Annotated in this window: 4 protein-coding genes, 9 tRNA genes and 5 rRNA genes; all 18 read right to left on the bottom strand. The window is 49.7% G+C overall.

Annotation, left to right across the window (positions count from 1 at the left end; translation table 11 throughout):
* Positions 1–7 precede the first annotated feature (7 nt).
* On the bottom strand, positions 8–2443 hold the full coding sequence (gene clpC / locus QRX25_RS00580) for an ATP-dependent protease ATP-binding subunit ClpC (protein ID WP_013350791.1): 2436 nt from the start codon (positions 2441–2443) through the stop codon (positions 8–10).
* On the bottom strand, positions 2440–3531 hold the full coding sequence (mcsB, locus tag QRX25_RS00575; RefSeq protein WP_013350790.1) for a protein-arginine kinase McsB: 1092 nt from the start codon (positions 3529–3531) through the stop codon (positions 2440–2442). Before mcsB ends, clpC begins: the two co-directional genes overlap by 4 nt.
* Positions 3531–4088, bottom strand: a complete 558-nt coding sequence (mcsA, locus tag QRX25_RS00570; RefSeq protein ID WP_212101610.1) for a protein-arginine kinase activator protein McsA — start codon at positions 4086–4088, stop codon at positions 3531–3533. The genes mcsB and mcsA overlap by 1 nt, the downstream gene beginning before the upstream one ends.
* Before the next feature lie 13 nt (positions 4089–4101).
* Positions 4102–4566 carry a transcriptional regulator CtsR gene (ctsR, locus tag QRX25_RS00565; protein ID WP_003156396.1) on the bottom strand — a complete coding sequence of 155 codons (465 nt, stop codon included), beginning with the start codon at positions 4564–4566 and terminating at the stop codon, positions 4102–4104.
* Positions 4567–4793: 227 nt separating this feature from the next.
* Positions 4794–4909: ribosomal RNA gene (rrf, locus tag QRX25_RS00560) — 5S ribosomal RNA — on the bottom strand.
* A 51-nt stretch (positions 4910–4960) separates the two neighbouring features.
* Positions 4961–7890 (bottom strand): 23S ribosomal RNA (locus tag QRX25_RS00555).
* A gap of 174 nt (positions 7891–8064) precedes the next feature.
* Positions 8065–9614 (bottom strand): 16S ribosomal RNA (locus tag QRX25_RS00550).
* Between the two features lie 165 nt (positions 9615–9779).
* Positions 9780–9855 (bottom strand) — tRNA-Ala (locus tag QRX25_RS00545).
* A gap of 4 nt (positions 9856–9859) precedes the next feature.
* A tRNA-Pro gene (locus tag QRX25_RS00540) sits at positions 9860–9936 on the bottom strand.
* Between the two features lie 16 nt (positions 9937–9952).
* Positions 9953–10029 (bottom strand) — tRNA-Arg (locus QRX25_RS00535).
* Between the two features lie 11 nt (positions 10030–10040).
* Positions 10041–10126: transfer RNA gene (locus QRX25_RS00530), tRNA-Leu, on the bottom strand.
* Positions 10127–10140: 14 nt separating this feature from the next.
* A tRNA-Gly gene (locus tag QRX25_RS00525) sits at positions 10141–10215 on the bottom strand.
* Positions 10216–10239: 24 nt separating this feature from the next.
* A tRNA-Leu gene (locus QRX25_RS00520) sits at positions 10240–10321 on the bottom strand.
* 6 nt (positions 10322–10327) lie between these two features.
* Positions 10328–10403: transfer RNA gene (locus tag QRX25_RS00515), tRNA-Lys, on the bottom strand.
* A gap of 37 nt (positions 10404–10440) precedes the next feature.
* Positions 10441–10516, bottom strand: a tRNA-Thr gene (locus QRX25_RS00510).
* A gap of 5 nt (positions 10517–10521) precedes the next feature.
* Positions 10522–10597: transfer RNA gene (locus QRX25_RS00505), tRNA-Val, on the bottom strand.
* Between the two features lie 23 nt (positions 10598–10620).
* Positions 10621–10736, bottom strand: a 5S ribosomal RNA gene (gene rrf / locus QRX25_RS00500).
* A 51-nt stretch (positions 10737–10787) separates the two neighbouring features.
* Positions 10788–13717 (bottom strand): 23S ribosomal RNA (locus QRX25_RS00495).
* The 16S, 23S and 5S rRNA genes sit together here with 9 tRNA genes alongside, the layout of an rRNA operon.
* Between the last annotated feature and the right edge of the window lie 81 nt (positions 13718–13798).

Raw genomic sequence — 13798 nt, 5'->3', positions numbered from 1 at the left:
CACTATATTAGTTCGTTTTAGCAGTTGTTTTTACGACAAATTCGCCGTCCTCAACATCAAGAACGATGTGCTGCCCTTTATCAATATTGCCTCTGAGGAGCTCTTCTGATAAACGGTCCTCCACATGCTTTTGGATCGCTCTTCTTAACGGACGTGCGCCGTATTCCAAATCGACGCCCTCGTCTGCTACTTTTGCTTTTGCAGCTTCTGTCAGCTCTATAGAGAGATCTTGTTCTTTCAGACGTTTTGTTAACTGGTCAGACATAAGCGACACGATGTCTGTAAGATGTTTTTTCTCAAGGGAGTGGAAGACGATAATTTCGTCAATCCGGTTGATAAACTCAGGCCTGAAGGCACGCTTCAGCTCTCCCATCACTTTGTCTTTCATGTCTTTATGGTTTTGTGATTCATCCTGAACATTGAAGCCGACATATTTGTTGCGTTTCAGCTCGCTCGCTCCGACATTTGACGTCATAATCAGGATCGTGTTGCGGAAATCAACAGTGCGTCCTTTTGAATCAGTCAAGCGTCCGTCTTCAAGCACTTGCAAGAGAATGTTAAACACATCAGGATGCGCTTTTTCAATTTCATCAAGCAGTACGACAGAGTAAGGTTTTCTTCTCACTTTTTCTGTCAGCTGACCGCCTTCATCATAGCCGACATATCCCGGAGGAGAACCGACAAGGCGTGAAGTCGAATGTTTCTCCATGTATTCGGACATATCCACTCTGATCATCGCTTCCTCATCACCGAAAATGGATTCCGCCAGTGCTCTTGCCAGCTCTGTCTTTCCTACGCCTGTAGGGCCTAAGAAGATGAATGAACCAATCGGACGTTTCGGATCCTTCAGACCGGCTCTTGCACGTCTCACAGCCTTTGCAACGGCTACAACGGCTTCATCCTGGCCAATGACACGGGAGTGCAGAATGCTTTCCATATTGAGAAGCTTATCTGTTTCAGTTTGCGCAATTTTAGATACAGGCACCCCGGTCCAGCTGGATACAACCATTGCGATATCCTCTACAGAAACTTCGGAGTTCTCTTGGCCTTGTTTTTCTTTCCAAGTTTTTTTCGTATCTTCCACCTGTTCTCTCAGGCGCTGCTCCGTATCACGAAGAGAAGCCGCTTTTTCAAATTCCTGGCTTTGAACGGCAGCGTCTTTTTCCTTGCGAACTTCATCAAGCTTCTGCTCAAGCTCTTTTAAGTTCGGAGGCGTTGTGAAAGAACGGAGGCGCACTTTTGAACCCGCTTCGTCAATTAAATCGATCGCTTTATCCGGAAGGAAGCGGTCAGATATATAACGGTCGGACAATTTAACCGCCGCTTCGATCGCTTCATCGGTAATGGATACGCGGTGATGCGCTTCATAGCGGTCACGGAGTCCTTTTAAAATTTGAATGCTTTCATCGACTGACGGCTCATCCACCTGAATCGGCTGGAAACGGCGCTCCAGAGCTGCGTCTTTTTCGATATATTTGCGATATTCATCAAGCGTTGTCGCACCGATGCACTGAAGCTCTCCGCGAGCGAGTGAAGGTTTTAAAATATTCGACGCGTCAATCGCACCTTCTGCTCCTCCCGCTCCGATCAGTGTATGCAGTTCATCAATGAATAAAATGATATTGCCGGCCTGACGTATTTCGTCCATTACCTTTTTCAAGCGGTCTTCAAATTCTCCGCGATATTTCGTGCCGGCTACAACCGTTCCCATATCTAACGTCATTACGCGTTTATCACGTAAAATTTCCGGCACTTCATTGTTGATGATCTGCTGTGCGAGGCCTTCGGCAATCGCAGTTTTACCTACACCGGGTTCTCCAATAAGAACGGGGTTATTCTTTGTTCTGCGGCTTAATACCTCAATAACCCGCTGAATTTCTTTGCTTCGGCCGATAACCGGATCAAGGCTGTCTTCCCTCGCAATTGCGGTTAAATCACGAGCAAGGCTGTCAAGCGTCGGAGTATTTGCACTGCTATTTGTCCCGGCTCCAGATGTCCCTGTTTCATTGCTTCCGAGAAGCTGCAGAACTTGCTGTCTCGCCTTATTGAGACTGACACCCAGATTATTTAAAACCCTAGCGGCAACTCCCTCACCTTCACGAATCAGCCCGAGAAGTATGTGTTCTGTTCCTACATAAGAATGTCCTAGCTTTCTGGCTTCATCCATTGATAGTTCTATTACTTTTTTGGCTCGAGGCGTGTAATGAGGGACAGATGTGGTGCTTTCCTGTCCTCGACCAATCAAACTTTCCACTTCTTTTTGCATTTTATCTGAATTGAGGCCCAGCGCTTCTAAGGCTTTAAATGCTATCCCTTCACCTTCACGGACTAACCCCAATAATATATGTTCAGTTCCGATATTTGTATGGCCTAAGCGCAGTGCTTCTTCCTGTGCCAGTGCCAATACCTTTTGAGCTCGCTCTGTAAATCTTCCAAACATCATATCGAATCATCCTCCTGTCTATTTGCACTCATTTCTAAATGCAGCCTTTCCCTGATAAGAGCCGCTCTTCTCACGTCTCTTTCGTTCGGCCGTAATGCACCGCCCGAATATTGCTGGAGAAAACCCGGCTGTGTCAAAATCATCAGTTCATTAAGTATATTGCTTGATAGCCCTTTAATGATCCCCAGGTCTATCCCCAGCCGAACATCAGAAAGGCATTTCGCCGTTTCCTTCGATTCAATCATACGGCAGTTGGATAAAACTCCGTAAGATCTGAATACCCGGTCCTCTAATTCAATTTTCGAGGTTTGATAAAGCGCTTCTCGGGCTGAGCGTTCCTGCTCAATCAGCTGGGCAGCCACACTGTTCAAATCATCGACGATGTCCTGTTCTGACTTTCCAAGTGTGATTTGATTTGAAATTTGAAAGATATTTCCTAATGCTTCGCTGCCTTCACCATAAATTCCTCTAACAACTAGACCTAATTGGTTAATTGCCGGTATAATTCGATTCATTTGCCTAGTTAATACGAGACCCGGCAAATGCATCATGACCGAAGCCCTTAGCCCCGTCCCTACATTTGTAGGACAGCTTGTTAAGTACCCTCTCTTCTCACCAAAGGCGTAATCCACTTTCTCCTCAATCCAGTCATCAACCTGGTTTGCCGCTTTTATCGCATTGAGAAGCTGGAAGCCGGGGAAGAGGCATTGAATTCTGATATGATCTTCTTCATTTAACATAATGCTGACTTCCTCATTTTCAGAAAGCAGACAGCCGCCAAACGGTGATTCCGTTAAATTCGGGCTGATCAGATGTTTCTCCATCAGCACCCGTTTTTCCAGAGGCTGAGCTTCACTCATTCTGATTAAATGAAATTGACCGATATCAGGCAGTTTTTTCCCTGAAAAATGATCTTCGAATTGCTGAATAATGGATGAGGCTTCTTCATTCGTATACCGGGCAGGGAACTTTATATTTTCAAAGTTACGGGCCAACCGTATACGGCTGCTGAGTACAATGTCACTTTCAGGTCCCTCTTGCTTCATCCAATTGCTTAATGCGTCCTGAATAAAATGCTTGAGCGACATTACCCTTGTTCCTCCTCACTGTCTGTGCTTTTTAATTCCTGCTCTAACGATCGGATCTGATCCCTGATCTGGGCTGCTTTTTCAAACTCTTCCTGGTGTATTAAAGATTCTAGTTCCTTTTTTAACATTTCCATTTGCCGCCTTACATGCAGGTTTCCGCCTATACGTTTTGGAATTTTCCCGGCGTGCACCGTATTCCCGCTATGGACTTTCCGCAAGATCGGCGTAATTTGGCTATAGAACGTATCGTAACACTCCGCACAGCCGAACCGCCCTGTTTTCCTCAGTTGCTGAAATGTCATGCCGCATTTTTTACAAGCTGTGCCTTGCTCTGGGTAGCCGAACATTTGAGAACCTGTGTTTTGAAATGAAGACTCCATATTCAGCAGCCCTGATAATAAATTATGAATCGAGAACCCTTGGTTTCCACTTATACCGTATGAGTCACTGTTTTCTTTTGCACATTGTTCACATATATGAACTTCTTGCTTTTCTCCATTAACAACTTTCGTAAAGTGAAAAGTGGCCGGTCTCTCATTGCACTCTTGACAAATCAATCTTTTCACCCGCTTACTTTAGTTTTAAAGATGTGAGCATTGCTTTCATCATTCTGGCTCTTAGTTCATCCCGTTCGGGCAAATCAATATATAGAACTGAGCGATCCATTACACTCACCATCATTTTAGCTTCTCTTTCCGAAATAACCCCGTCCTCTAACAGTCTGAGAATAATATCATCAGAGGCTGCCTGAGACAAGTGGGTATGAATTTGCGAAATAATATTATTGATAAGGACGACTTCGTTATTCATTTTAATTTTGATAATACGAATATAACCGCCGCCTCCCCGTTTACTTTCAACAATATATCCTCTTTCGCTTGTGAATCTGGTGTTGATGACATAATTTATTTGAGAAGGAACACACTGAAATTTATCAGCAATTTCACTGCGTTTGATCTCTAAAATTTCTTTGCCATTTTGATCTAATACTTGTTTTAAGTACTGTTCAATGATGTCAGAAATATTATGTCCCACTCAACCCCCTCCTTTATTGACTTTGACTATATTTGACTTTAATCTTACTATAAGGTGTTTCGCAAAATTTTTCAACTGTATCGCTCTATCTCTATTATTTCCACTTTGCACAAGCATAAAACCTGCTTATGCAAAAAGGCATATCGGTACTTTTCTCATATTATATAATGTATGCAGAAAAACACAAAAAAGGCAGCTCATGATGAGCTGCCTTTACCGTTAAGATAGCTTGGCGGCGTCCTACTCTCACAGGGGGAAACCCCCGACTACCATCGGCGCTGAAGAGCTTAACTTCCGTGTTCGGCATGGGAACGGGTGTGACCTCTTCGCTATCGCCACCAAACCATTGAGAGTGTTCTCTCAAAACTAGATAACAGGAAGCATACATTCAAAATTGGTTAAGTCCTCGATCGATTAGTATCTGTCAGCTCCATGTGTCGCCACACTTCCACCTCAGACCTATCAACCTGATCATCTTTCAGGGATCTTACTTCCTTGCGGAATGGGAAATCTCATCTTGAGGGGGGCTTCATGCTTAGATGCTTTCAGCACTTATCCCGTCCGCACATAGCTACCCAGCGATGCCCTTGGCAGAACAACTGGTACACCAGCGGTGCGTCCATCCCGGTCCTCTCGTACTAAGGACAGCTCCTCTCAAATTTCCTGCGCCCGCGACGGATAGGGACCGAACTGTCTCACGACGTTCTGAACCCAGCTCGCGTACCGCTTTAATGGGCGAACAGCCCAACCCTTGGGACCGACTACAGCCCCAGGATGCGATGAGCCGACATCGAGGTGCCAAACCTCCCCGTCGATGTGGACTCTTGGGGGAGATAAGCCTGTTATCCCCGGGGTAGCTTTTATCCGTTGAGCGATGGCCCTTCCATGCGGAACCACCGGATCACTAAGCCCGACTTTCGTCCCTGCTCGACTTGTAGGTCTCGCAGTCAAGCTCCCTTGTGCCTTTACACTCTGCGAATGATTTCCAACCATTCTGAGGGAACCTTTGGGCGCCTCCGTTACCTTTTAGGAGGCGACCGCCCCAGTCAAACTGCCCACCTGACACTGTCTCCCCGCCCGATAAGGGCGGCGGGTTAGAAGGTCAATACAGCCAGGGTAGTATCCCACCGATGCCTCCACCGAAGCTGGCGCTCCGGTTTCCAAGGCTCCTACCTATCCTGTACAAGCTGTACCAACATTCAATATCAGGCTGCAGTAAAGCTCCACGGGGTCTTTCCGTCCTGTCGCGGGTAACCTGCATCTTCACAGGTACTATAATTTCACCGAGTCTCTCGTTGAGACAGTGCCCAGATCGTTGCGCCTTTCGTGCGGGTCGGAACTTACCCGACAAGGAATTTCGCTACCTTAGGACCGTTATAGTTACGGCCGCCGTTTACTGGGGCTTCAATTCGCACCTTCGCTTACGCTAAGCGCTCCTCTTAACCTTCCAGCACCGGGCAGGCGTCAGCCCCTATACTTCGCCTTACGGCTTCGCAGAGACCTGTGTTTTTGCTAAACAGTCGCCTGGGCCTATTCACTGCGGCTCTCTCGGGCTTGCACCCTAACAGAGCACCCCTTCTCCCGAAGTTACGGGGTCATTTTGCCGAGTTCCTTAACGAGAGTTCTCTCGATCACCTTAGGATTCTCTCCTCGCCTACCTGTGTCGGTTTGCGGTACGGGCACCTCTCACCTCGCTAGAGGCTTTTCTTGGCAGTGTGGAATCAGGAACTTCGCTACTATAATTCGCTCGCCATCACAGCTCAGCCTTCACGGGAAACGGATTTGCCTATTTCCCAGCCTAACTGCTTGGACGCGGATATCCAATACCGCGCTTACCCTATCCTCCTGCGTCCCCCCATTGCTCAAATGGTGAGGAGGTGGTACAGGAATATCAACCTGTTATCCATCGCCTACGCCTTTCGGCCTCGGCTTAGGTCCCGACTAACCCTGAGCGGACGAGCCTTCCTCAGGAAACCTTAGGCATTCGGTGGAGGGGATTCTCACCCCTCTTTCGCTACTCATACCGGCATTCTCACTTCTAAGCGCTCCACAAGTCCTTCCGGTCTTGCTTCACAGCCCTTAGAACGCTCTCCTACCACTGTTCGAAGAACAGTCCGCAGCTTCGGTGATACGTTTAGCCCCGGTACATTTTCGGCGCAGAGTCACTCGACCAGTGAGCTATTACGCACTCTTTAAATGGTGGCTGCTTCTAAGCCAACATCCTGGTTGTCTAAGCAACTCCACATCCTTTTCCACTTAACGTATACTTTGGGACCTTAGCTGGCGGTCTGGGCTGTTTCCCTTTCGACTACGGATCTTATCACTCGCAGTCTGACTCCCAAGGATAAGTCATCGGCATTCGGAGTTTGACTGAATTCGGTAACCCGGTAGGGGCCCCTAGTCCAATCAGTGCTCTACCTCCGAGACTCTTACCTTGAGGCTAGCCCTAAAGCTATTTCGGAGAGAACCAGCTATCTCCAGGTTCGATTGGCATTTCACCCCTACCCACACCTCATCCCCGCACTTTTCAACGTGCGTGGGTTCGGGCCTCCATTCAGTGTTACCTGAACTTCACCCTGGACATGGGTAGATCACCTGGTTTCGGGTCTACGACCACGTACTCAATTCGCCCTATTCAGACTCGCTTTCGCTGCGGCTCCGCATCTTCTGCTTAACCTTGCACGGGATCGTAACTCGCCGGTTCATTCTACAAAAGGCACGCCATCACCCGTTAACGGGCTCTGACTACTTGTAGGCACACGGTTTCAGGATCTCTTTCACTCCCCTTCCGGGGTGCTTTTCACCTTTCCCTCACGGTACTGGTTCACTATCGGTCACTAGGGAGTATTTAGCCTTGGGAGATGGTCCTCCCGGATTCCGACGGAATTTCACGTGTTCCGCCGTACTCAGGATCCACTCAGGAGAGAACGAAGTTTTGACTACAGGGCTGTTACCTCCTATGGCGGGCCTTTCCAGACCTCTTCATCTACCTCGTTCCTTTGTAACTCCGTACAGAGTGTCCTACAACCCCAAGAGGCAAGCCTCTTGGTTTGGGCTGGTCCCGTTTCGCTCGCCGCTACTCAGGGAATCGCATTTGCTTTCTCTTCCTCCGGGTACTTAGATGTTTCAGTTCCCCGGGTCTGCCTTCTCATATCCTATGTATTCAGATATGGATACCACTCCATTACGAGTGGTGGGTTTCCCCATTCGGAAATCTCCGGATCAAAGCTTGCTTACAGCTCCCCGAAGCATATCGGTGTTCGTCCCGTCCTTCATCGGCTCCTAGTGCCAAGGCATCCACCGTGCGCCCTTTCTAACTTAACCGTTAAAAAGAATCACTACGTGATATCTTGCATTACAATTGAATGTGAATTACTTCTGTTATCTAGTTTTCAAAGAACAACATCTCGAAGAATCGAATGATCCTTCAAAACTAAACAAGACAGGGAACGTTCTGTTTATAAGACCCAAGGTCTTATATTCCGTTAAAATCCTTAGAAAGGAGGTGATCCAGCCGCACCTTCCGATACGGCTACCTTGTTACGACTTCACCCCAATCATCTGTCCCACCTTCGGCGGCTGGCTCCAAAAAGGTTACCTCACCGACTTCGGGTGTTACAAACTCTCGTGGTGTGACGGGCGGTGTGTACAAGGCCCGGGAACGTATTCACCGCGGCATGCTGATCCGCGATTACTAGCGATTCCAGCTTCACGCAGTCGAGTTGCAGACTGCGATCCGAACTGAGAACAGATTTGTGGGATTGGCTTAACCTCGCGGTTTCGCTGCCCTTTGTTCTGCCCATTGTAGCACGTGTGTAGCCCAGGTCATAAGGGGCATGATGATTTGACGTCATCCCCACCTTCCTCCGGTTTGTCACCGGCAGTCACCTTAGAGTGCCCAACTGAATGCTGGCAACTAAGATCAAGGGTTGCGCTCGTTGCGGGACTTAACCCAACATCTCACGACACGAGCTGACGACAACCATGCACCACCTGTCACTCTGCCCCCGAAGGGGACGTCCTATCTCTAGGATTGTCAGAGGATGTCAAGACCTGGTAAGGTTCTTCGCGTTGCTTCGAATTAAACCACATGCTCCACCGCTTGTGCGGGCCCCCGTCAATTCCTTTGAGTTTCAGTCTTGCGACCGTACTCCCCAGGCGGAGTGCTTAATGCGTTAGCTGCAGCACTAAGGGGCGGAAACCCCCTAACACTTAGCACTCATCGTTTACGGCGTGGACTACCAGGGTATCTAATCCTGTTCGCTCCCCACGCTTTCGCTCCTCAGCGTCAGTTACAGACCAGAGAGTCGCCTTCGCCACTGGTGTTCCTCCACATCTCTACGCATTTCACCGCTACACGTGGAATTCCACTCTCCTCTTCTGCACTCAAGTTCCCCAGTTTCCAATGACCCTCCCCGGTTGAGCCGGGGGCTTTCACATCAGACTTAAGAAACCGCCTGCGAGCCCTTTACGCCCAATAATTCCGGACAACGCTTGCCACCTACGTATTACCGCGGCTGCTGGCACGTAGTTAGCCGTGGCTTTCTGGTTAGGTACCGTCAAGGTGCCGCCCTATTTGAACGGCACTTGTTCTTCCCTAACAACAGAGCTTTACGATCCGAAAACCTTCATCACTCACGCGGCGTTGCTCCGTCAGACTTTCGTCCATTGCGGAAGATTCCCTACTGCTGCCTCCCGTAGGAGTCTGGGCCGTGTCTCAGTCCCAGTGTGGCCGATCACCCTCTCAGGTCGGCTACGCATCGTCGCCTTGGTGAGCCGTTACCTCACCAACTAGCTAATGCGCCGCGGGTCCATCTGTAAGTGGTAGCCGAAGCCACCTTTTATGTCTGAACCATGCGGTTCAAACAAGCATCCGGTATTAGCCCCGGTTTCCCGGAGTTATCCCAGTCTTACAGGCAGGTTACCCACGTGTTACTCACCCGTCCGCCGCTAACATCAGGGAGCAAGCTCCCATCTGTCCGCTCGACTTGCATGTATTAGGCACGCCGCCAGCGTTCGTCCTGAGCCAGGATCAAACTCTCCGATAAAGTAGTTTGACTGACTACGCACATCGCTGTGCGATTTATTTAAAACTTTGAATTAACAGGTACGTTTTGTCTTGTTTAGTTTTCAAAGATCATTTTGTTCACTTTTCCAAGCAACTTTTTAAGTATATAATAAGTTTCTTTTAAAGTCAACATGTTTTTTGTAAATGGTGGAGCCTAGCGGGATCGAACCGCTGACCTCCTGCGTGCAAAGCAGGCGCTCTCCCAGCTGAGCTAAGGCCCCAAAGTGGTCGGGAAGACAGGATTCGAACCTGCGACCCCATGGTCCCAAACCATGTGCTCTACCAAGCTGAGCTACTTCCCGATTATATGTTTTATTATGGCGCGCCCGAGAGGAGTCGAACCCCTAACCTTTTGATCCGTAGTCAAACGCTCTATCCAATTGAGCTACGGGCGCATAATAATGAATGCCGAGGGCCGGACTTGAACCGGCACGGTAGTCACCTACCGCAGGATTTTAAGTCCTGTGTGTCTGCCAATTCCACCACCCCGGCGTGGATGGTATAGTTGGAGCGGAAGACGGGATTCGAACCCGCGACCCCCACCTTGGCAAGGTGGTGTTCTACCACTGAACTACTTCCGCATACAGGATAACTATCCTGTATAATGCGGGTGAAGGGACTTGAACCCCCACGTCATAAGACACTAGATCCTAAGTCTAGCGCGTCTGCCAATTCCGCCACACCCGCGTAACATGGTGAGCCATGAAGGACTCGAACCTTCGACCCTCTGATTAAAAGTCAGATGCTCTACCAACTGAGCTAATGGCTCTTTTTAAAAAAACTTATGTTATTATCTTGTCCAAAAATGGTGCCGGCCAGAGGACTTGAACCCCCAACCTACTGATTACAAGTCAGTTGCTCTACCAATTGAGCTAGGCCGGCAAATATGGTGGAGGATGACGGGCTCGAACCGCCGACCCTCTGCTTGTAAGGCAGATGCTCTCCCAGCTGAGCTAATCCTCCGTATATTACACTTACGTGTAATGGCTTGGCGGCGTCCTGCTCTCACAGGGGGAAACCCCCGACTACCATCGGCGCTGAAGAGCTTAACTTCCGTGTTCGGCATGGGAACGGGTGTGACCTCTTCGCTATCGCCACCAAACCATTGAGAGTGTTCTCTCAAAACTAGATAACAGGAAGCATACATTCAAAATTGGTTAAGTCCTCGATCGATTAGTATCTGTCAGCTCCATGTGTCGCCACACTTCCACCTCAGACCTATCAACCTGATCATCTTTCAGGGATCTTACTTCCTTGCGGAATGGGAAATCTCATCTTGAGGGGGGCTTCATGCTTAGATGCTTTCAGCACTTATCCCGTCCGCACATAGCTACCCAGCGATGCCCTTGGCAGAACAACTGGTACACCAGCGGTGCGTCCATCCCGGTCCTCTCGTACTAAGGACAGCTCCTCTCAAATTTCCTGCGCCCGCGACGGATAGGGACCGAACTGTCTCACGACGTTCTGAACCCAGCTCGCGTACCGCTTTAATGGGCGAACAGCCCAACCCTTGGGACCGACTACAGCCCCAGGATGCGATGAGCCGACATCGAGGTGCCAAACCTCCCCGTCGATGTGGACTCTTGGGGGAGATAAGCCTGTTATCCCCGGGGTAGCTTTTATCCGTTGAGCGATGGCCCTTCCATGCGGAACCACCGGATCACTAAGCCCGACTTTCGTCCCTGCTCGACTTGTAGGTCTCGCAGTCAAGCTCCCTTGTGCCTTTACACTCTGCGAATGATTTCCAACCATTCTGAGGGAACCTTTGGGCGCCTCCGTTACCTTTTAGGAGGCGACCGCCCCAGTCAAACTGCCCACCTGACACTGTCTCCCCGCCCGATAAGGGCGGCGGGTTAGAAGGTCAATACAGCCAGGGTAGTATCCCACCGATGCCTCCACCGAAGCTGGCGCTCCGGTTTCCAAGGCTCCTACCTATCCTGTACAAGCTGTACCAACATTCAATATCAGGCTGCAGTAAAGCTCCACGGGGTCTTTCCGTCCTGTCGCGGGTAACCTGCATCTTCACAGGTACTATAATTTCACCGAGTCTCTCGTTGAGACAGTGCCCAGATCGTTGCGCCTTTCGTGCGGGTCGGAACTTACCCGACAAGGAATTTCGCTACCTTAGGACCGTTATAGTTACGGCCGCCGTTTACTGGGGCTTCAATTCGCACCTTCGCTTACGCTAAGCGCTCCTCTTAACCTTCCAGCACCGGGCAGGCGTCAGCCCCTATACTTCGCCTTACGGCTTCGCAGAGACCTGTGTTTTTGCTAAACAGTCGCCTGGGCCTATTCACTGCGGCTCTCTCGGGCTTGCACCCTAACAGAGCACCCCTTCTCCCGAAGTTACGGGGTCATTTTGCCGAGTTCCTTAACGAGAGTTCTCTCGATCACCTTAGGATTCTCTCCTCGCCTACCTGTGTCGGTTTGCGGTACGGGCACCTCTCACCTCGCTAGAGGCTTTTCTTGGCAGTGTGGAATCAGGAACTTCGCTACTATAATTCGCTCGCCATCACAGCTCAGCCTTCACGGGAAACGGATTTGCCTATTTCCCAGCCTAACTGCTTGGACGCGGATATCCAATACCGCGCTTACCCTATCCTCCTGCGTCCCCCCATTGCTCAAATGGTGAGGAGGTGGTACAGGAATATCAACCTGTTATCCATCGCCTACGCCTTTCGGCCTCGGCTTAGGTCCCGACTAACCCTGAGCGGACGAGCCTTCCTCAGGAAACCTTAGGCATTCGGTGGAGGGGATTCTCACCCCTCTTTCGCTACTCATACCGGCATTCTCACTTCTAAGCGCTCCACAAGTCCTTCCGGTCTTGCTTCACAGCCCTTAGAACGCTCTCCTACCACTGTTCGAAGAACAGTCCGCAGCTTCGGTGATACGTTTAGCCCCGGTACATTTTCGGCGCAGAGTCACTCGACCAGTGAGCTATTACGCACTCTTTAAATGGTGGCTGCTTCTAAGCCAACATCCTGGTTGTCTAAGCAACTCCACATCCTTTTCCACTTAACGTATACTTTGGGACCTTAGCTGGCGGTCTGGGCTGTTTCCCTTTCGACTACGGATCTTATCACTCGCAGTCTGACTCCCAAGGATAAGTCATCGGCATTCGGAGTTTGACTGAATTCGGTAACCCGGTAGGGGCCCCTAGTCCAATCAGTGCTCTACCTCCGAGACTCTTACCTTGAGGCTAGCCCTAAAGCTATTTCGGAGAGAACCAGCTATCTCCAGGTTCGATTGGCATTTCACCCCTACCCACACCTCATCCCCGCACTTTTCAACGTGCGTGGGTTCGGGCCTCCATTCAGTGTTACCTGAACTTCACCCTGGACATGGGTAGATCACCTGGTTTCGGGTCTACGACCACGTACTCAATTCGCCCTATTCAGACTCGCTTTCGCTGCGGCTCCGCATCTTCTGCTTAACCTTGCACGGGATCGTAACTCGCCGGTTCATTCTACAAAAGGCACGCCATCACCCGTTAACGGGCTCTGACTACTTGTAGGCACACGGTTTCAGGATCTCTTTCACTCCCCTTCCGGGGTGCTTTTCACCTTTCCCTCACGGTACTGGTTCACTATCGGTCACTAGGGAGTATTTAGCCTTGGGAGATGGTCCTCCCGGATTCCGACGGAATTTCACGTGTTCCGCCGTACTCAGGATCCACTCAGGAGAGAACGAAGTTTTGACTACAGGGCTGTTACCTCCTATGGCGGGCCTTTCCAGACCTCTTCATCTACCTCGTTCCTTTGTAACTCCGTACAGAGTGTCCTACAACCCCAAGAGGCAAGCCTCTTGGTTTGGGCTGGTCCCGTTTCGCTCGCCGCTACTCAGGGAATCGCATTTGCTTTCTCTTCCTCCGGGTACTTAGATGTTTCAGTTCCCCGGGTCTGCCTTCTCATATCCTATGTATTCAGATATGGATACCACTCCATTACGAGTGGTGGGTTTCCCCATTCGGAAATCTCCGGATCAAAGCTTGCTTACAGCTCCCCGAAGCATATCGGTGTTCGTCCCGTCCTTCATCGGCTCCTAGTGCCAAGGCATCCACCGTGCGCCCTTTCTAACTTAACCGTTAAAAAGAATCACTACGTGATATCTTGCATTACAATTGAATGTGAATTACTTCTGTTATCTAGTTTTCAAAGAACAACA

The sequence above is a fragment of the Bacillus sp. L381 genome, from assembly GCF_030284525.1.
GTDB lineage: Bacteria > Bacillota > Bacilli > Bacillales > Bacillaceae > Bacillus > Bacillus amyloliquefaciens.
This window is presented reverse-complemented; position numbering and strand designations above follow the sequence as displayed.